Genomic DNA, 18,885 nt, shown 5'->3' on the forward strand with positions numbered 1-18,885 from the left:
CGACATGAATCGACTCATCTCCGCTTGTCTCCACTACCGGCTCATCCCCATCGCGGCCGCGGCCCTGCTGCTCGTGCTGGGCTACGCGAGCCTTCGCGGCATGCCGCTGGATGTCTTCCCGGAGTTCGCGCCCCCGCTGGTGGAGATCCAGACGGAGGTCCCGGGCCTGTCCAGCCTGGAGGTGGAGAAGCTGGTCACCACGCCGCTGGAGAACGGCCTCGCGGGGGTGCCGGCGCTGAAGACGCTCCGCTCCAAGTCCGTGCTCGGCCTCTCCTCCGTGGTGCTCATCTTCGAGCGGGGCTCGGACCTGTTCCGGGCGCGGCAGCTGGTGCAGGAGCGGCTGGCGCGCATCGCCGCCACGCTGCCCTCGGTGGCGCGGCCCCCGGTGATGCTCTCTCCCGTGTCGGCGACGAGCCGGGTCCTCAAGGTGGGCCTGCGCTCCGACACGCTGGACCGGATGGCGCTGTCGGAGGTGGCGCGGTGGACCCTCCGCCCCCGGCTGATGGGCATCCCAGGGGTGGCGAACGTCGCCATCTGGGGACAGCGGGACCGCCAGTTCCAGGTGAGGGTGGACCCGGAGCGGCTGCGCGCCGCGAACCTCCAGCTGGACGACGTGCTCCGGGTGGCGCGCGCCGCGAGCCTGCCGTCCTCCGGAGGCTTCATCGACACGCCCAACCAGCGGCTGGCGGTCACCCTCCCGGGGGCCACCACGCTGGCGGCGCTGGAGGAGGTGCCGGTGGCCTTCCGCAACGGAGCGTCCATCCGGCTCGCGGACGTGGCGACGGTGCAGGAGGGGCATCCGCCGCCCATCGGCGAGGGCATCGTCGACGGCGAGGCGGGCATCCTCCTCATCGTCGAGAAGCAGCCCTGGGGCAACACGCTGGAGGTCACCGAGCAGGTGGAGGCCGCGCTCGAACAGCTGCGTCCGGCGCTCCAGGGCGTCACCGTGGTCCCCGGCATCTTCCGTCCGGCGACCTTCATCGAGACCGCGGTGGGGAACCTCCAGCACGCCGTGCTGCTCGGCTGCGTGATGGTCATCGTGGTGCTGTTCGCCTTCCTCCAGGACGTGCGGACGGCGGCCATCAGCCTCGTCGCGATCCCGCTCTCGCTGGTGGGCGCGGTGGTCGCCCTGCGCCTGGTGGGGGCGACCCTGGACACCATGGTGCTCGCGGGGCTGGTGCTGGCGCTGGGCGAGGTGGTGGATGACGCCATCATCGACGTGGAGAACGTGCAGCGGCGCCTCTCGGAGAACCGCGCGCTGGGCAGCCCCCGCTCCGCCTTCCAGGTGGTGCTCGACGCCTCGCTGGAGGTCCGCAGCGCCGTCGTCTACGCGACGGTCATCGTCGTCCTCGTCTTCCTGCCGGTGTTCCTGCTGGAGGGCGTGAGCGGCGCCTTCTTCCGTCCGCTCGCGGTGGCGTATGTCCTCGCGGTGGGCGCGTCGATGGCGGTCGCGCTCACGCTGACCCCGGTGTTGTGCCTCATGTTCCTGTCGAAGCGGGGGGAGGAGCGGGCGCCCCGGCTGGGAGGATGGCTGCGCGAGCGCATCCGCCCGCTGGTGGCCTGGATGATGGACCGGCCCCAGCTGGCGGTCCGGAGCGTGCTCGCCGTGCTGCTGGCGGGAGGCCTCCTCGCGGCGTGGCTGGGCGAGGGGTTCCTGCCCCACTTCCAGGAGTCGGACTTCCTCATGCACTGGGTGGCGAAGCCGGGGACGTCCGGCGACGCCGTCCTCCGCACGGCGCTGCGCGCCAGTGAGGAGCTGCGAGCCATTCCAGGCGTCCGGCACTTCGGCGCGCACATCGGCCGCGCGGAGGTGGCTGACGAGGTGGTGGGCCCCAACTTCGCGGAGCTGTGGATCAGCCTGGGCCCCGTCGACGACTACCCGGCGACCGTCCAGCGCATCCACGAGGTGGTGGAGGGCTACCCCGGGCTCTACCGCGACGTGCAGACGTACCTCCAGGAGCGCATCAAGGAGGTGCTCAGCGGCGCGAGCGGCTCCATCGTGGTGCGCGCCTCGGGGCCGGACCTGGACACGCTCCGCTCCAAGGCCCGCGACATCGAAGCGAGGCTGCGCGGGATTCCCGGCGTGGTGAACCTGAAGGTGGAGCCCCAGGTGCTGGTGCCCCAGCTCCAGGTGCGGCTGGAGCCGGAGGCGGGCCGCCGGCTGGGGCTCACGCCGGGAGACGTGCAGCGCGCGGTGGCCACGCTGCTCCAGGGCACGAAGGTGGGCGAGGTGTACCGTGACGAGCGCACGCTCGATGTCGTCGTGTGGGGCGAGGAGTCGCTGCGCCAGGACGTGGCCGCCGTGAAGTCCCTGCGCCTGGTGGCCCCCTCGGGCATGCCCTACCGGCTGGGCGACGTGGCGCGCGTGGAGATGGTCTCCGTCCCGAACGTCATCCAGCACGAGGGCGCGTCCCGCAGGCTGGACATCACCTGCGACGCCCAGGGCCGCGCGCTGGGGGCGGTGGTCACCGACATCCGGGCCGCGCTCTCCGGACTGGACTGGCCGGTCGGCCACCACGCCGAGGTCCTGGGCGAGTACGCCGAGCGCCAGGGCGCGCGGACGCGGCTGCTGGCCTTCTCCCTCCTCGCGGTGCTGGGCATCGCCCTGGTCCTCTACCTGGACTTCCAGTCGCCGCGGCTGGTGGCCTTCACCCTGGGGACGCTGCCCTTCGCGCTGGTGGGCGGCGTGGTGGGGGTGCTGCTCACCGGGGGCGTCGTCTCGCTGGGCTCACTGGTGGGGTTCGTCACCGTGCTGGGCGTCGCCGCGCGCAACGGCATCCTCCTGGTGAGCCACTACCGTCACCTGGAGGCCAGCGAGGGCGTCCCGTTCGGACGCGAGCTGGTCCTGCGCGGGACGCTGGAGCGGCTCCAGCCCATGGCGATGACCACGCTGACGACGGCGCTGGCGCTGGTGCCGCTGGTGGCGGGGGGCCTGCGGCCGGGGCAGGAGATCGAACACCCCATGGCCGTGGTCATCCTGGGCGGACTGGTGTCGTCCGCCGTGCTCAACGTGCTGCTCGTCCCCTCCCTGTACCTGCGCTTCGGGAGGGGAGCGGGGGCGGCTTAGAGCTGGATCTTGAAGCCGCCAATGAGCGTGCGGGGCGCGTTGGGGCGGGCGCCGTAGGGACGGCGGCCGACGATGACGGCCTCATCCAGGATGTTGCGGCCGCTCACGTAGAGCTGTCCCCAGCGGGTGATGTTCCAGCTGGCGTTCACGTCGAACGTCAACAGGGCCCCCGTCTTCAGGCCCTCGGGGATCTCCCCCTGGCCCGCCTGCTCGCGCATGCTGGCCAGATAGGTGGAGCTGATGAAGGCACCCCAGCGCGCGCCCTCGATGCCGATGGAGGCGTAGAGCTGGTGGTGGGGCACGTACGGCAGCTCGTCGCCGACCACCACGTTGCCGAACTGGGGATCCGACGAACGGAAGTCGTTGAGCAGCTTCGTGCGCGTGAACGTGTACGCCACCGTCAGCGGGAAGGTGATGCCCCCGCCCGGACGGAAGGTCTTCTCCGCGAAGGCCTCCAGGCCGTAGATGTTCGCCTCGCCCGCGTCCACCTGCCGGTCCAGGTTGTCGTTGAGACAGCCGTTGGAGAAGGTGCAGACGTCGGTGAGGTTGGAGTAGTCGTTGAAGAAGCCCACGACCTCGAAGCGCTCGCTGCGCCGCGCCCAGCGCGCGCCGGCCTCGTAGTTGACGCTCTTCTCCGGACCCACGGCCTGGGGCTGTCCCGGCGCGGGCGGGGAGAAGCCCCGGTAGGCGCCGGCGAACAGGCCCAGCGCGGGGGTGAGCGCGCCATAGACGCCCACGCCCGGCATCAGCGCCTCCAGCGACCCGTGCTGCACGGTGTCCGCCAGCTTGTCCGCGGACTTGGAGCGGATGATCTCCAGGCGGACGCCGGGCGTCACCACCAGCGGGCCCCAGGCGATGGCGTCCGTCGCGTGCAGCGCGAGCGCGTGCGTGGAGTCCTTGTTGTCGGCGGTGACCTCCGTGGTGCCGCCCTCGGCGACCAACTCGCCGCTGACCATGCGGAAGCCGTCCTGCGTGTGGCGGCGGTCGATGCTGTCGAAGTGGTAGCGCACGCCGAACTCGGCGTTGTGCGACAGCGGGCCCGTCTTCGCCGTCCAGCGGGCGATGCTCTGGATGCCCTGGTTGACGAAGACGCGGTGGTTGGGGCCGATGAGGATGGTCTCACCGGGCGTGGACGAGTCCTGCTCGCCCGTGAGCACGGCGTAGTAGATGGCGTTGCGCGCGCTCGTGGGGTCCGCCAGCACGTCGGAGATGGAGATGCCCCGGAAGCCGTTCACCTTGCGCCAGGTGCGGTCCAGGTCCTGGCGGTACAGCGACGTCGTCACCGCGACGTCGCGCCCCTCCAGCACGTGGCTGAGCACCGCCTGGGTGCGGTGCCACTGCATGTGGTCGAACTGGCTGGCCTTGTAGCGGCGCAGCGGGTTCGCCGCGAAGTCCGCGTCCGACAGGCCCAGGTACGTCTCGTTGGAGCCCTCGTCGGAGTAGCCCAGCTTGAGCTGGAGCGTCTGGCGCAGCTCCCCGTCCGGCACCAGCCGGTAGCGCGCCTTGGCCATCCATTCGTTGCGGTGGAAGCCGGTGGTGGCGTCGCTGTTGTCGATGTCCTTGAAGCCGTTGCTGCGCAGGTGCACGCCTTCGATGAGGAAGCCCGCCCGCTCCGTGCTGGCGCCGAAGAAGCCGTGCGCCTTGCCGTAGAGGTACTGGCCGCCCGCGACGTCCAGGCCGAACGACTCCTGCGCGGGGATGTCCCGGGTGATGAGGTCCACCGAGCCGCCCACCGTCTGCGGGCCCTGCTGCACGGACGAGGGGCCCTTGAGCACGCGCACCGACTGCATGCGCGTCATCAGCGGGAAGTAGTACGCGGCGGGGGCGGAGTAGGGCGCCGGCCCGAAGAGGATGCCGTCCTCCAGCAGCGTCACCTTCTTGCTGCGGTCCGGGTTGACGCCGCGCAGGCCCAGGTTGGGCCGCAGGCCGAAGCCGTCCTCGCCGCGGCCGTACACGCCCGGCACGGACTGGAGGATGGCCTGGGGGTCGTCCAGCTCGTAGCGCTGGAGCTTCTCCGGCTTGAGGATGTGGATGGAGCCGCTCGTCTTCGCCTCGGACGTGCCCACCACCACGCTCTCGAACCGGCGGTTGTCGGTGGGCGGGGCCTCGACGACGGGCGCGTCGGACGGCGCGGGTCCGGCGAGGGGAGGCTCCGAAGGCGGCGGGGCCTGGAGCGGCGCGTCGGCAGCGGCGGCGGAGCCCGGGACGGACGGGGCTCCGGCGGCGGCCGGCTCGGGCGCGGGCTCGGAGGCCGGCGGCGGTGCCAGCGGGGTCTCCGAGGGGGGCGGGGAGGCCTCTTGCGGCGCGGGCGCCTGCGCCAGGGCCGACGAGGAGACGACGAAGGAGACGACTGCGACTGCCCAGGCCGGTGCACCCATGAAGACGAAGACTCCCGGAGGAACGTGCGAAGAAGCGCGGCGGCCGACCGGACCGACGGGGGCGTGACGCGTCCCCGCCGGTCCTGGAAGACCGCCGCTACAGCGACCGCGTGGACGTCTACTGCGCCTCGGCGGCGCCCGCGACGACGATCTTCCCGTCGGACTGCACGGTGATGCCGCGCGCGGCCTCGTCCAGCTTGCCGGCGATGATGTTCACCGTGACGATGCCGCCGGTGCCGAAGGTGGTGTCGCGCGTGCCATCCAGGTTGAAGCGGGCGACCGCGAAGCGGTTGTCACCCCCTTCGGTGACGAAGCCCGCGGCGTACACCTTGTTGTCCGGGCCGAACGTCACGCCCCAGAAGCGGTCGTTCTCCGTCTCGGAGAAGGGCACCGCGCCGGCGAACTCCGCGCCCGTCGTGATGTTGCGGATGAGCAGGATGGCGTCGTCGTCCTGTCCGCCACCCGCGCGGTAGCCCGCGGCCGCCACGTACTCGTCGGCGCCGATGTCCGCCTTCGCGACGTTGAAGAAGGCCTCGTCCGGACGGTCGAAGGAGTAGAGCTTGAAGCCCTCGTTGAAGCCGTCCGCGGCCGCCGGGTGGCCGTCCGGGGTGATCAGCACCGCCATCGCGTCGATGTTGCCCGACGTCGGGGTCCCGCTGCCCACCATGAACACGCGGTTGTCCTTCAGCACCACCGCGTCACGGCCGCGGTCGTTGTCACCGGCCAGGTCCAGGATGAACGCGCCGTTCGTGCCGTAGGTGGTGTCGAGCAGCCCCTCCGCCGTGTAGCGGAAGGAGATGAGGTCCACCGTGTTGCCCGCCACGCCCGCCGCGCGGCCATAGCCGGTGGTGACGTAGGCGCCCGTGGACTGGCGGACCGCCGCGTAGGCCTCGGAGATGCCCCACTCCTTGGTCGGGTCGTTCGTGGCGAACGGCGCCGAGTTCAGCACGCCCTTGGAGCCGAACGTGTTGTCCACCGTGCCCGTGCTCTCCAGGCGCAGCAGCACGATGCGGTTGGCGGACTGCGCGCCCACGCCCGAGGGCTGCGACAGGTAGCCGGCGGACATGATCTTCCCGTCCGCCTGCACGAAGCCGTGGCGCGCGGAGTCGCCCAGGCCGCCGATGTCCAGCGCGTAGAAGCCCTTGCGCGCGTTGGCGGCGGGGGTCGCGTTGAAGGTCTCATCCAGCGCGCCGTTGGCGGTGAGGCGGGCCACCACGCGGTCGGTGTCCGTGCGCGTGCCCTCCGCCTTCTTCGTCGCGAACACCACCAGCCGGTCCTGCGCGTCGCGGCTGATGCCCCACATGGAGTCACGCACCGTGCCGGCGCCCGTGCCCAGGTTCACGCGCGAGATGCCGTTGCCGTTCGCGCCGAAGCTGTTGTCCACCGTGCCGTTGGCGTTCAGCCGCAGGAACGCCAGGTCCGTGTCCGGCGTGACGGTGCCAGCGTCGGTCCCCGCGTCGGTGCCAGCGTCAGTCCCCGCGTCGGTGCCAGCGTCGGTGCCGGCATCCGTCTGGGTGCCCGCGTCCGGCGTCGGCGTGGGCTCTTCGTCATCGCCGCAGCCGCCCAGGTAGGTCACGGCCAGGCCCAGGACCAGCATGCTGGGCAGCAGCTTCTTGAAGCTCCGGTGCTTCCTCTGATTCGACATGTAAACCCTCGGGTAGGGTGCGTTTGAAATGAGAACGATTCTCATTTTCAAACGCGTTGACGGGGCGCCTGAGTAGACCGCGAGTCCGGTGAAGTCAAGGCATCGGCCGACTGACACACGGTGCTGTTCATTGCGTCGAGAATGATTGTCAGTCTCAACTTTGGCTGGTACTTCGACGGGCATGAGTGTCTTTCGAACCCGTCCCGAAGCGCCCTCCTGGCTGGGAGTGAGGGCCCTGGCGTTCACCGCGGTGCTGTGCGTGGCGTGCAGCGACGGCAAGCCCAAGCCGGTGCCGCCTCCGCCCGAGGGCGTGGATGTGCGCGTCGACCTGCTGAAGGCGGCGGGTGATTGCATCCTGGGGACGGCGCGGGACTTCCTGCCCAAGGCCACGACGTTGGAGCAGAGGACGGCGGCGCTCCGGGACGCCCCGGACGCGGCGGCCCAGGCGGCGGCGCGCACGGCGTTCCATGAGGCGATGGACGTCTGGCAGACGATGGAGGCGATGCAGGTGGGGCCGGCGGCGCCGCGCAGCAGCCCGGGTGGCGCGGAGATCCGCGACAACATCCACTCGTTCCCGCTCTACAACCGGTGCTCCATCGAGGAGCAGATCGTCTCCAGGGGCTACGAGTCGGCCAGCTTCTCCACCAGCCTGGTGACGCGGCGCGGGTTCCTGGCGCTGGAGTACCTGCTGTTCTACGAGGGCGCGGAGACGGTGTGCGGGCCCAACTCCGCCATCGTGGCGCAGGGCACGTGGGCGGCGCTGTCCGCGGAGGAGCGGGCGGCGCGCAAGCGGGCCTACGCGGCGGTGGTGGCGGCGGACGTGCGCAATCGCGCGCAGGCGCTGGTGGATGCGTGGGCGCCGGAGAGCGGCGACTTCCTGAAGACGCTGGCGACGGCGGGCTCCGGCAACAAGGTGTTCCCGACGACGCAGGTGGCGCTCAACGCGATGAGCGACGCGCTCTTCTACGTGGAGCGCGAGGGCAAGGACCAGAAGCTGGCGCGTCCGCTGGCGCTGCGCGACTGCGCGTCGGACACCTGTCCGGAGCTGCTGGAGTCGCAGTTCGCGGGCCGCTCGAAGCAGAACCTGCACCTGAACCTGGTGGGCTTCCGGCGCATCGTGGACGGCTGCGGGCCGGACTACACGGGCATCGGCTTCGACGACGTGCTGGCGGCGGCGGGCGCGGAGGCGGTGGCCACGCGGCTGCGGCAGCAGGTGTTGGAGGCGGAGGCGGCGCTGGCCGCGGTGGAGGAGGACGACCTGCGGCAGGCGCTGGCGCAGGACAAGGCGTCCGTGCAGGCGGTCTACACCGAGTTCAAGGGCATCACGGACCTGTTGAAGACGGACTTCATCACCACGCTGGACCTGGAGCCGCCCGCGGGCCTCGAGGGAGACAATGACTGACGCGCCTGGCGCCGGGGGCGTGACGTCCTCGCGCCCCGTGGCGCGGGTGTGGGCGTGGTTGCTGTCGCCCCGGGACATCGCCGCGCTGGCGGCGTTCCGGGTGGCGCTGGGCCTGCTCATCGCCGTTTCGGCGGTGCGCTTCCTGGCCTACGGCTGGGTGGGCGTGCTGTTCGCGCAGCCTCGGTTCCGCTTCACCTATTGGGGGTTCGGCTGGGTGCCCGTCATCCCAGGCCCTTGGATGCCCGCGCTCTTCGTGGCGCTGGGCGTGCTGGGGGTGCTGTTGATGGTGGGGCTGTTCTACCGGGTCACGGTGGTGCTGCTCTTCGCGGTGTTCGCGTACGTGCAGCTGCTGGACGTGACGAACTACCTCAACCACTACTACCTCGTGAGCCTGCTGCTGGCGCTGTTGTGCTTCGTGCCGGCGCACCGGGCCTTCTCCGTGGACGCGTGGCGCAAGCCCGCGCTGCGGAGCGACTGGCTGCCGGCGTGGTGCACGGTGCTGCTGCGCTTCCAGGTGTCCGTCGTCTACGTGTTCGCGGGGCTGGCGAAGGTCACGAACGACTGGCTGGTGCACGCGCAGCCGCTCAACATCTGGCTGGCCGCCCGCACGGGACTGCCGTGGGTGGGGCCCCTGCTGGAGCAGCGCTGGGTGGCCTACGCGGCGGCCTGGGGCGGGATGCTCTTCGACAGCACCATCGTGCTGTTCCTGCTGTGGCGTCGCACGCGGCCCTTCGCGTACGTCGTGGTGTTGGGGTTCCACGCGGTGACGTTCGTGCTGTTCCCCATCGGGATGTTCCCCTTCATCATGGTGACGGGGGCGCTGGTGTTCTTCGACCCGTCGTGGCCGCGCGCGCTCCTCGCCCGGGTGCGGCGGCGGCCCGTCCCCGCTCCCCCAATCCCGCCCACGGCGGCGGTGGCGCCGGGCTGGAAGGGCCAGCTGGCGCTGGGGGCGGCGGCGGTCTACGCGCTCCTCCAGTTGGCGCTGCCGCTGCGCACCCACGCGTACGGGGGCAACGTGCTCTGGCACGAGCAGGGGATGCGCTTCTCGTGGCGGGTGATGACGCGGGAGAAGAACGGGAGCGCGACGTTCATGGTGCGCGACAGCGTCACCGGCCGCGAGTGGCACGTGCCGCCCAGCCAGTACCTCACGCGGCTTCAGGAGCGGGAGATGGCGGTGCAGCCGGACCTCATCCTGCAACTGGCCCACCGCATCGCCCGGGACTTCGAGGCGACCACGCACCACCCCGTGGAGGTGCGGGCCGACGTCCGCGTGTCCCTGAACGGCCGGATGTCGGAGCGGCTGGTGGACCCCACGGTGGATCTGTCGAAGGAGGAGGACGGCCTGGGACCCAAGGCGTGGATCCTCCCCGCGCCGGAGGGGCCGCCGGTGCACCTGCGTCCCACGCGCGCCTCGCAGGCGCGGAGCCCTGGCGCCTGACGTCCCGTCAGCCCAGGGTCAGCAGGGCACCGCAGACCATCAGCCCGACGCCCACGACGAGCTTCCACGACATGGGCTCGCCTAGCAGGCCCCACGCCAGCACGAGCGTGAGCGCCAGGCTGAGCTTGTCGATGGGGGCCACCCGCGAGGCGGGCGCGAGCTGGAGCGCGCGGAAGTAGGCGAGCCACGACAGGCCCGTGGCCACGCCGGAGAGCGCGAGGAAGAGGAGGGTGCGCCGGCTGAGGGTGGGGAGCGCCGCCCCCTCGCCCCGGGCCAACGCGATGGTCCAGGCGAAGGCGAGCACCACCACGGTGCGCAGGGCGGTGGCGAGCGTCGAGGGCACTCCCTCCACGCCCACCTTGCCGAGAATGGCCGTCAGCGCGGCGAAACCCGCGGAGGCCAGGGCGTAGATCCACCACGTCATGTGTGACTCCTGGGCGCGGGCCCGACTCCAGTGACGGCTCCGCCGTGCCCGTCATTCTCGCGGCTTTCAGCGCTCGCGGAAGACCGCTTCCATGTTGTTCCCGTCCGGATCCAGGACGAACGCGGCGTAATACCCGGGCGGATAACCCGTGGCGGGGTCGCGAAGTCCCGGCGGACCGTTGTCCGTGCCGCCCGCACGCCCATCACGTCCTCCACCGTGCGGCCCGCCTTCCAACACCTACTCCGTGGCCAGAGCGTGCCTGAACGCATCCCTGCCGAGCCCTGGGGGCAGCGCAGCGAGCGCGTCGGTGCCGTTCGCTACCGTGCGCAGCATGACAACCACGATTGCCGCGCGTTGGCGGCTCCGCCTCGCTGTCCATCTGGCTGGAGCGCTGTCCCTGTCTGCATGCGCCGAAGGCGCCATGTCCACGGCGAGCGGCGTCCGCAGATGGGTGGGCCCTCAGGTCACGGTCCCAGGTGGCGGGCAATTCAGGACAAACATCTTCTACGGCCCGTGGCAGTGCAGTCAGCAGCTCATGAACTACTGCCGCGATAAGTGCACCGGGGATGGATTCGCGCTCCAGGGATGCGTCTGGCTCGCGGACGTGAAGATGGACTTCGACGGCGACGTGGTCCGTGCGGGCTCCAGGTTCGGCATCACCAACTGCTGCTGTAACTATCCGGCCCTGAGCGTCAGCCAGAACGCAACGGCGCGGGGACGCTGGGAGTCCATCCGCGATGGCTTCCGCGAGCGCTGGGCAGAGAAGTTCGGCCAGTGGCCCACCGACGCCAGCGGGAACAACTATCCGGCCCACCACATCCGCGACCTCAAGCACGGCGGTAACCCGACCGACTGGGACAACATCATCCCCTATCCGTCCGAACTGCATTCCGGCCTGAATCAGGTCTACAACCAGTGCTACGCGGGACAGCCCCCGTGGACGAGCGTCGGGGGCAGCTACCCCTACGGAGAGTAGCCACATGCCGACGATGACCGAACTCCTGAACGTCGTGGCGGCCCAGCACTATCCGCACCCGCCCGCGACGGCCGCGGCGGTCGAGGCGTTCGAGCATCGCATGGGATGGCGCCTGGACCCGGACCTGCGTGCTTTCTACTCGCGTTTCGATGGAGCGAAGCTGTTCCGCGGCTCCAACGCGCCCTACCAGATCCTGCCACTCGCAGAGGTGCGTCGCGCTCGGGTGGTCATGTCCCAAGCCGACACTGACGCGGCGGGCCCCGCGTCCTGGTACGCGGTGTGCCAGCTCCAGGACAGCAACTACGTGCTCCTGGACGTGGGGCAACAGTTCGATGGGCGCTATCCCCTCCGCGATGGATATCGCGAGGGATTTCCGGACCCGTACTACTGCCCGGTCATCGCCCACTCGTTCGCGGAGTTCCTGGCGGGCGCGCTGGCGGCCGCTGGGAGGTCATACTGGCTGAAATCCATCGAAGAAGAGGGGCAGTGAGGCCAAGGCGCGGCGCCTTGCTGTCCTGCTGACGCGGTGCCGCCTGCGGCACGGGCGGCGGTGCCACCGCGCACGCACACTCCGGATTCGCTTCGGCCAACTGCTCTCGGCTTTCATCCATCAGCCGCGAAGCAACCCGACATCGCGCCCCCTGCCAGTAACACTCCCTCCAGCCTTCAAACTGCTCGGCTTTCAGCGCTCGCGGAAGACGGCTTCCATGTTGTTGCCGTCCGGATCCAGGACGAACGCGGCGTAATACCCGGGCGGATAACCCATGGCGGGGTCGCGAAGTCCCGGCGGACCGTTGTCCGTGCCGCCCGCTCGGAGGCCCGCCGCGTGGAAGGCGTCGACCTGGGCGCGGCTTCCTGCCGCGAAGGCCGTGTGCTGCTTCACACCAGGAGGATGGAAGCGATCAATCCAGAAGACGGGATGGGCGCGGCCGTAACCAATGCCGTCGCTGCCCTCGCCCTCTGGAAGCTGCATGACCCGGTGGAGGCCGAGCGCGCCCAGCGCCGCGTCGTAGAAGGCGGCGGAGCGGGCCATGTCCGCCACCCCGATGCCCGTGTGGTCGATCATTGAGGCCATCCCACTCCACGCGGGCTGGCCGCTCCAGTCCGCTCACGCCGCCTGTGTCCCTGTCCCAACGGTCGGCCGGACAATCACCTCATCCACGTCCGCGGGTGACTCCAGCGTGAAGCCACTCGCGCGGGTGGGCCCGGGCGGATCCACGACGGTCGCGCCATCCTGGAGGGAGGGGCAGGCATGCCGCGCGAACGCCTGTCGGTCCACATCGCGGGCCCTGTCGTCCGGTCCTGGACCGCCCCAAGGGATGAAAGTCGCGCCGCCCCCTGTCCAATGCCCTCGTCCGTCACCAGTTCCCTGGGGCGGAATGGATCCATCGCGGGGGGGCATCAATGTCGGGATTGGGGGACGAGGGATTGCCGGAGCTCATTCCGGACAGACCGTCGTCGCGCCTGCCGGGGTTTCACCGTCGCGACATGGATTCGCGGTGGCGGGAACTGGCGCGGCGAGGCGACGTCTCACCGGAGGACCTGCGGGTGCTGCGGGCCTTGGGCACGCCCTCCTTCGACATCGTCAACCAGATGATCGAGAACGCGGTGGGGGTGTTCGCCCTGCCGCTGGGTCTGGGATTGAACCTCACCGTCAACGGGTGTGATCACCTGGTGCCCATGGCGGTGGAGGAGCCGTCGGTGGTGGCCGCGGTGTCGTTCGCGGCGAAGGTGGTGCGCGAGGCGGGCGGCTTCACCGCGGACGCGGACCCCTCCCTGATGATTGGTCAGGTGCAGCTCACCCGCTACGGCGTGCCGGAGGTCGCCCGGGAGCGCCTGCTGGCGGCCCGGGAGCAGCTGCTCGCCCTGGCCAACAGCTTCCACCCGGCGCTCCAGCGGCGGGGCGGCGGCGCGCGCGACGTGCAGGTGCGCATCCTGCCCGCGCCCGAGGGCCCGCAGGGTGAACCGCTCTTCATCGTGCACCTCGTGGTCGACACGCGGGAGGCCATGGGCGCCAACCTCATCAACACCATGGCGGAGGGCGTGGCGCCGCTCATCGAGCAGCTCACCGGAGGCCGCGTCTTCGTGCGCATCCTCTCCAATCTGGCCGACCAGCGGCTGGCGCGCGCCTCCTGCCGCATCCCAGTGGAGGCGCTGGCGGACTTCGACCTGCCGGGCGAGGACATCGCGGAGGGCATCCTCCAGGCGAGCCGCTTCGCGGAGGCCGACCCCTACCGCGCCGCCACGCACAACAAGGGCGTGATGAACGGCATCGACGCGGTGGCCATCGCCACCGGCCAGGACTGGCGGGCCATCGAGGCCGGCGCGCACGCCTATGCGTGCCGCAAGGGCCGCTACGGTCCGCTGTCGCGCTGGACGCTGGAGCAGGGCCACCTGGTGGGGCGCATCGAACTGCCGCTGGCGCTGGGCATGGTGGGCGGGCCCATCCAGGTGCACCCCGGCGCCCAACTGGGCCTCAAGCTGCTTCGCGTCGGCTCCGTGCGCGAGCTGGCCATGGTGTTCGCGGCGGTGGGGCTGGCGCAGAACTTCGCGGCGGTGCGCGCCCTGGGGTCGGTGGGCATCCAGAAGGGCCACATGGCGCTGCACGCGCGGTGTGTCGCGGTCACCGCGGGCGCGCGCGGCATGGACGTGGAGAAGGTGGCGGTGCTGCTCGTGGAGCGCGGCAGCGTCAAGGTGGAGACCGCGCGGGAGATCCTCGCCTCCCTCCAGGAGGCTCCCGCGCCATGAACGAGCCGGCGGGGGACGCGCCCTCCGTATTCACCAGGTGGGCCTCGGGTGTGCACCGGCACCGGGGCCGGGTGCTGGCGGGCACCCTCGCGCTCCTGGCCGCGGCGCTCTGGCTGCTGCTCCAGGGAGGGGCGCTCACCACGGGGACCATCGACGGCATCGAGGCCGCGCGGGCCGAGTCGCTGGCCCGGGGCGCCGCCGCGGGGTCGAACGACCAGACCCTGGCCGTCATCTTCCACCGCGACGACTGGACGGCGGAGGACCCGCGCTTCACCCAGGCGGTGACGCAGGTGCTGGCGCGCGTGGGGCGGCTGCCGGAGGTCGAATCGGTGGTGTCGCCCGTGGACGCGCCGCCGGCCATCCGCGCCCGCTTCGTGGCGAAGACGGGGCATGACCTGCTGGCGCTGGTGCGGCTCAAGGGCGGTGAGCGCGAGGCGACCGCCGCGTTCCCCGCCGTGCGGGAGGCGCTGGAGGATCCCCGCTTCCAGACGACGCTCACCGGCAAGGTGGCCTTCCTGGACGCGCTGAACCAGCTGCTGGAGCACGACCTGCTGCGCGCGGAGCTGCTCTCGTTCCCGCTGGCGCTGGTGGTGCTGCTGTGGGTGTTCCGGACGGTGGTGGCGGCCGTGCTGCCGCTGGTGGTGGGCGGGCTGGCGGTGCTCTGCGGCGTGGCGGGCGTGCTGCTGCTGTCGCGGTACACCAACATGGCCCAGTACACGCTCAACGTGGTGTCGCTCATCGGGTTGGGCGTGGCCATCGACTACTCGCTCTTCATCGTGAGCCGCTTCCGCGCGGAGCTCGCCGCGGGACTCACGACGGAGCGGGCCTTGATGCGCACGCTGGACACCGCCGGGAGGGCGGTGGCGTTCTCCGGGCTGGCCGTCGCCGTGGGGCTGGGCGGGCTGCTCTTCTTTCGCGGCTCCTACCTGAGCGCCATGGGGCTGGGGGGCGCGCTGGTGGTGGCCTTCGCCGTGCTCTTCGCGCTCACGGTGTTGCCCGCGCTGCTCTCGTGGCTGGGGCCGAGGGTGGACCGGGGGAGGCTGCCGTTCACACGCGGAGCGGGGCGCGGCGGCCTCTGGCATGCGCTGGCCACCTGGGTGATGCGGCATCCCTGGTGGGTGCTGTTGCCCACGCTCGCGCTCCTGCTGGCCATGGGGCTGCCGTTCCGGCGGCTGGAGCTGGCGGCCACGGACATCACGGCGCTGCCCGAGGACACGCCGGCGCGCCAGGGCGCGGAGCGGCTGGCCCGCCTGTTCCCGCGTGAGGCCGCCACGCGTGTACTGGTGGCGGTGGAGTTTCCGTCGGGGAACCCCCTGACGCCGGAGCGCGCCGGAGCCCTCTTCGATGCCAGCCGCCGCATCGCGGCCCTGCCCGGCGTGCTGGGCGTGGAGAGCGCGGTGGACCTGGTGCCCGGGATGGATCGCGCGACGGTGCAGCGGCTCGCGGCGGCGCCTCCCCAGGCGATGCCACCGGAGCTGGCCGCCTCCCGGGCCGCGTACCTCACCGGGAGCGTGGCGGTGATGCAGGTGCTGACGTCCGCGCCGCCCAGCAGCCGCGAGGCGCGGGACCTGGTCCGGACGCTGCGCGAGAACCGCGTCGTGGGCGATGGTCGTTGGGTGGTGGGGGGCCAGACGGCCACGGACGTGGACGCCGGGGCCTTCGTGCGCCACCACACGCCCGCGGCGGTGGGGTTCGTGATGGGGATGACGTGCCTGGTCCTCTTCGTGCTGCTGCGCTCGGTGGTGCTGCCGCTGAAGGCGCTCCTGATGAACGTGCTGTCGCTGGCCGGGTCGTTCGGGGCGCTGGTGTGGATCTTCCAGGAGGGACACCTGCACCGGCTGCTGCGCTTCGAGCCCGGCCCCATCGAACCGTCGCTGCCCATCCTGCTCTTCTGCGCCCTGTTCGGCCTGTCCATGGACTACGAGGTGCTGCTGCTCAGCCGGATCCGCGAGGAGTGGCTGCGCACGGGGGACAACACCCACGCCGTGGCCGAGGGGCTGGAGCGGACCGGCGGGCTCATCACCAGCGCGGCGGCCATCATGGTGGCCGTGTTCGCGGCCTTCTCGCTGGCGTCGGTGGTGGTGGTGAAGGCGATGGGAGTGGGCATGGCCATCGCGGTCGCGCTGGATGCGACGCTGGTCCGCGTGCTCATCGTCCCCGCGATGATGCGCCTGATGGGGGACCTGAACTGGTGGGGGCCCGGTCATCGCGGGCGTCCGCACGTGCGGGCGGAGGGGACGGAGGTGAGGCCATGAACGCGCGGGACCTGGGATGGGCGGCGGCGGGGGCGGCGGCGCTCGGTCTGTTGATGCACGGGCACCTGGGGCTGATGGCGGGCGTCCGGCGGCGCCCGGCGCCTTCCGGGAAGCGGTTCGACCCGCCGTCGGTGACGGTCATCCGCCCCATCCGCGGCCTGGACGTGGAGGCGCGCGCCAACGTGCGCGCGCTGCTCGACCTGGACTACCCCGGCGAGTGGGAGGTGCTCTTCATCTTCGACAGCGAGGACGACCCGGCGTTCGCTCCCACGCGGGAGGAGGTGGGCTCGCACCCGACGCGCGCGAAGCGGGTGGCGCTCATCGTGGCGGGCGAGCCCCCGGAGGGGATGACGGGCAAGCTCAACGCCATGCAGGTGGGGGTGGCCCGGGCCCGGGGAGACCTGCTGGCCTTCAGCGACTCGGATACGCGCCCCGAACCCGGCGGCCTGACGGCGCTGGTGGGGGCCCTGCTGGAGGACGCGCGCACGGGCGCCACGTTCGCGCCGGTGTACGCGGCGGCGGACACGCCCCTCGCGGGCGACGTGGGCTACGGGCTGCTGGTGAACGCGTGGTACGGCGCGTCGGTGGCGCGCACGGCGGGGCCGGATGGCGCGCTGCCCTTCATCATGGGGCAGCTGATGGTCTTCCGCCGCGAAGCGCTCGCGGCCATCGGGGGCGTGGGCTGCGCCGCCGGGCAGTTCGTGGATGACATGTACCTGGGGCGCCGGCTGCACGAGGCCGGGTGGAAGAACCGCGTCATCCACGCGCCCCTGCGCATCGTCACGGGGAACCTGGAGCTGCGCGCCTTCCTGCGCATCTTCCGGCGGTGGATCCTCTTCTCGGAGGCGGGGCTGCCCTGGGCCTTCGCGCGGCCCAACTGGGTGCGGGGGCTGGTGGGCTGGCTGTCGTGGGGCGGCCTGGTGACGGCGGCGTCGCGAAGGGCCTGGGGGCCCGCGGCCCTGGCGGCCCTGCCGATTGGCTTCTCCGTGTGGAGCCAGCTGCGGTTGCAGCGCGCCTGCCACGGGCCCCGCGTCGCGCCCCGGCACTTCTGGGTCCCGGCGGTGCTGCCGCTGCTGGGCGCGGGCGTGGCGCTGTCCACGCGGCTGTCTCGCGACGTGGACTGGCGCGGCCGCGGCTACCGGTTGGATGCGAAGGCTCGCCTGGGGGAGGCCCAGCCCGCCCGGGCCAGCGTGTAGACGGGACGGCGGACGCGACGATGCAGCCAACTCCCCATCTGCTCCACCGCGCTCGCCACGGTGCTCCGGAGCGGCGGTCCGGCCGAGCGCAGCAGCGGCGCGGCGGACCGCAGGTTCCCGCCCGGTCCGCTCGGCGAGAGCATCGCCGCGAAGGCGTGGCCCACGACGCTCAGGTACTCGCGGGCCATCACCCGCATGCGGGGCTCCTCGGAGGAGAGCAGGGCCATGGAGGCGCGCGCGCCGCGGGGGCTGAACTGCCAGTAGTGCAAGAGGCCCAGGCGCAGCGCCCGCATGCCGTCGTCCTGCCCCGCGAAGGCGCTGTAGAGCGCGGAGGCGAGCGCGACGCGGGTGCGCTGCGCCGGCCGCCGCTCGTGCGCGTAGTGTTCGAGCGCCCGGGGGATGTTCCCCCGGTGGTGGTACAGGGCCTCCTGCAATGCGCGGGCGTCGTGGAAGCACGACGCCATGCCGCTCGCGGTGAGCGGATGGCAGCACGCGGCGGCGTCGCCCACCAGCACGGCGCTCCCCATCCAGACGGTCTCCGACAGCCGGTCGTCGTTGGAGGCCATGCGCGGCGTGGGCTGCTGCTCCAGCGCCTGCCGGACCTCATCCCTCAACCGGGCGGGCAGCGCGAGCAGGTACTCCGGATGGGCCCTCAACATCTGGGCCGTGCTGCCCAGGGGGAGATCCACCATCACCCGCGCCACGCCGGGTTGGATGGCGTAGGCCAGCGCGTGCACGGGGCCGCCCACGAACTGGTGTCCGTGGTCGGGGTAGGGCAGGCAGGCGCTGTCCACGGTGACGCCCAGCATGGTGGAGATGCGCGTGAGGTGTTCGGCGATGCCCAGCATCCGCCGCACGGGCGACGCGCGTCCGTCCGCGGCCACGAGCAGCCGGGCGCTCAGGGTGTGCTCGGCCCCTTCATGGGAGAAGCGCACCCGCACGCCGTGCGTGTCGTTGTGCTCCACGGCCGTCACGCGGGCCCGGGTGCGCACGGTGACGCCGGGCCTCCGGGCCACCGACTCCAGGAGGGGAACGGTGAGGGCCGCATGCTCGAGCGACAGGCCCGTGACCCCGTTCCCGTAGGGCAGCAGGAGCGTGCGCGCGGGGGCATGGAAGCGCACCGCGAAGCCGCGCACCGGCTGGGCCGTCCAGGCATCCACGACGTCCCCGAAGCCCAGCGCGCGCAGGTCCCGCACCCCGGGAGGGTGAAGCAGCTCGCCCGCGAGCTGTTTGTGCCGGTCCACGCCCGCGTCCAGCAGCATGACGGACAAGCCCAGCTCGTGGAGCGCCGCCGCCACCGAGCACCCCGCGGGCCCACCACCGGCAATCACGACGTCGACGTCCAACACACGGCCC

Annotated in this window: 13 protein-coding genes; 8 read left to right on the top strand and 5 right to left on the bottom strand. The window is 71.7% G+C overall.

The features are described 5' to 3' along the window. Positions 1–4 precede the first annotated feature (4 nt). Complete coding sequence (locus GTY96_RS04490; RefSeq protein WP_161663944.1) at positions 5–3,067, top strand: efflux RND transporter permease subunit; 3,063 nt, start codon at positions 5–7, stop codon at positions 3,065–3,067. Here GTY96_RS04490 and GTY96_RS04495 read toward each other — a convergent pair. Together GTY96_RS04495 and GTY96_RS04500 are read right to left on the bottom strand one after the other, a co-directional pair. After that, positions 3,064–5,445 (bottom strand): TonB-dependent receptor family protein, encoded by a 2,382-nt coding sequence (locus GTY96_RS04495; RefSeq protein ID WP_161663945.1) that lies wholly within the window; start codon positions 5,443–5,445, stop codon positions 3,064–3,066. The two genes, GTY96_RS04490 and GTY96_RS04495, sit on opposite strands and share 4 nt — an antisense overlap. A 118-nt stretch (positions 5,446–5,563) precedes the next feature. Further along, positions 5,564–7,090, bottom strand: a complete 1,527-nt coding sequence (locus tag GTY96_RS04500; protein ID WP_143898763.1) for an NHL repeat-containing protein — start codon at positions 7,088–7,090, stop codon at positions 5,564–5,566. A 181-nt stretch (positions 7,091–7,271) separates the two neighbouring features. Here GTY96_RS04500 and GTY96_RS04505 point away from each other — a divergent pair, with 181 nt between their 5' ends. After that, the gene (locus tag GTY96_RS04505; protein WP_161663946.1) at positions 7,272–8,492 is read left to right on the top strand and encodes an imelysin family protein; all 1,221 of its coding nucleotides are present in this window, start codon (positions 7,272–7,274) and stop codon (positions 8,490–8,492) included. Further along, positions 8,485–9,930, top strand: a complete 1,446-nt coding sequence (locus tag GTY96_RS04510) for an HTTM domain-containing protein (protein WP_161663947.1) — start codon at positions 8,485–8,487, stop codon at positions 9,928–9,930. The genes GTY96_RS04505 and GTY96_RS04510 overlap by 8 nt, the downstream gene beginning before the upstream one ends. 7 nt (positions 9,931–9,937) lie before the next feature. On the opposite strand, the gene GTY96_RS04515 is transcribed toward GTY96_RS04510, so the two are convergent. Then, the gene (locus GTY96_RS04515; RefSeq protein WP_143898766.1) at positions 9,938–10,354 is read right to left on the bottom strand and encodes an EamA family transporter; all 417 of its coding nucleotides are present in this window, start codon (positions 10,352–10,354) and stop codon (positions 9,938–9,940) included. A 535-nt stretch (positions 10,355–10,889) separates the two neighbouring features. Here GTY96_RS04515 and GTY96_RS04520 point away from each other — a divergent pair. Next, positions 10,890–11,330 (top strand): hypothetical protein, encoded by a 441-nt coding sequence (locus GTY96_RS04520; protein ID WP_235685316.1) that lies wholly within the window; start codon positions 10,890–10,892, stop codon positions 11,328–11,330. Between the two features lie 13 nt (positions 11,331–11,343). Continuing rightward, positions 11,344–11,820, top strand: a complete 477-nt coding sequence (locus GTY96_RS04525; RefSeq protein ID WP_143899104.1) for an SMI1/KNR4 family protein — start codon at positions 11,344–11,346, stop codon at positions 11,818–11,820. 192 nt (positions 11,821–12,012) lie between these two features. Here the strand turns inward: GTY96_RS04525 and GTY96_RS04530 are convergent, their stop codons facing one another. Next, a complete protein-coding gene (locus GTY96_RS04530) occupies positions 12,013–12,405 on the bottom strand; it encodes a VOC family protein (protein ID WP_328700764.1) in 393 nt (130 codons plus the stop codon). A gap of 365 nt (positions 12,406–12,770) precedes the next feature. Here GTY96_RS04530 and GTY96_RS04535 point away from each other — a divergent pair, with 365 nt between their 5' ends. From GTY96_RS04535 to GTY96_RS04545, 3 genes are read left to right on the top strand one after another with little or no spacing between them, the layout of a single operon-like run. Continuing rightward, positions 12,771–14,078 (top strand): hydroxymethylglutaryl-CoA reductase, degradative, encoded by a 1,308-nt coding sequence (locus GTY96_RS04535; protein ID WP_143899106.1) that lies wholly within the window; start codon positions 12,771–12,773, stop codon positions 14,076–14,078. Then, complete coding sequence (locus GTY96_RS04540; RefSeq protein ID WP_143898768.1) at positions 14,075–16,333, top strand: MMPL family transporter; 2,259 nt, start codon at positions 14,075–14,077, stop codon at positions 16,331–16,333. Before GTY96_RS04535 ends, GTY96_RS04540 begins: the two co-directional genes overlap by 4 nt. Then, positions 16,330–17,529, top strand: a complete 1,200-nt coding sequence (locus GTY96_RS04545) for a glycosyltransferase (RefSeq protein ID WP_143898769.1) — start codon at positions 16,330–16,332, stop codon at positions 17,527–17,529. The genes GTY96_RS04540 and GTY96_RS04545 overlap by 4 nt, the downstream gene beginning before the upstream one ends. On the opposite strand, the gene GTY96_RS04550 is transcribed toward GTY96_RS04545, so the two are convergent. Next, positions 17,469–18,878, bottom strand: coding sequence for an FAD-dependent oxidoreductase (locus GTY96_RS04550; protein ID WP_143898770.1), 1,410 nt, complete (start codon positions 18,876–18,878; stop codon positions 17,469–17,471). The genes GTY96_RS04545 and GTY96_RS04550 overlap by 61 nt on opposite strands. Positions 18,879–18,885: the final 7 nt, after the last annotated feature.

The sequence above is a fragment of the Corallococcus silvisoli genome, assembly GCF_009909145.1.
GTDB lineage: Bacteria > Myxococcota > Myxococcia > Myxococcales > Myxococcaceae > Corallococcus > Corallococcus silvisoli.

Bases quoted from the DNA above. Each gene is read 5' to 3' on its own strand.
- GTY96_RS04490 (WP_161663944.1), top strand. From the start codon at position 5: ATGAATCGACTCATCTCCGCTTGTCTCCACTACCGGCTCATCCCCATC.
- GTY96_RS04495 (WP_161663945.1), bottom strand. From the start codon at position 5,445: ATGGGTGCACCGGCCTGGGCAGTCGCAGTCGTCTCCTTCGTCGTCTCC.
- GTY96_RS04500 (WP_143898763.1), bottom strand. From the start codon at position 7,090: ATGTCGAATCAGAGGAAGCACCGGAGCTTCAAGAAGCTGCTGCCCAGC.
- GTY96_RS04505 (WP_161663946.1), top strand. From the start codon at position 7,272: ATGAGTGTCTTTCGAACCCGTCCCGAAGCGCCCTCCTGGCTGGGAGTG.
- GTY96_RS04510 (WP_161663947.1), top strand. From the start codon at position 8,485: ATGACTGACGCGCCTGGCGCCGGGGGCGTGACGTCCTCGCGCCCCGTG.
- GTY96_RS04515 (WP_143898766.1), bottom strand. From the start codon at position 10,354: ATGACGTGGTGGATCTACGCCCTGGCCTCCGCGGGTTTCGCCGCGCTG.
- GTY96_RS04520 (WP_235685316.1), top strand. From the start codon at position 10,890: ATGAACTACTGCCGCGATAAGTGCACCGGGGATGGATTCGCGCTCCAG.
- GTY96_RS04525 (WP_143899104.1), top strand. From the start codon at position 11,344: ATGACCGAACTCCTGAACGTCGTGGCGGCCCAGCACTATCCGCACCCG.
- GTY96_RS04530 (WP_328700764.1), bottom strand. From the start codon at position 12,405: ATGGCCTCAATGATCGACCACACGGGCATCGGGGTGGCGGACATGGCC.
- GTY96_RS04540 (WP_143898768.1), top strand. From the start codon at position 14,075: ATGAACGAGCCGGCGGGGGACGCGCCCTCCGTATTCACCAGGTGGGCC.
- GTY96_RS04545 (WP_143898769.1), top strand. From the start codon at position 16,330: ATGAACGCGCGGGACCTGGGATGGGCGGCGGCGGGGGCGGCGGCGCTC.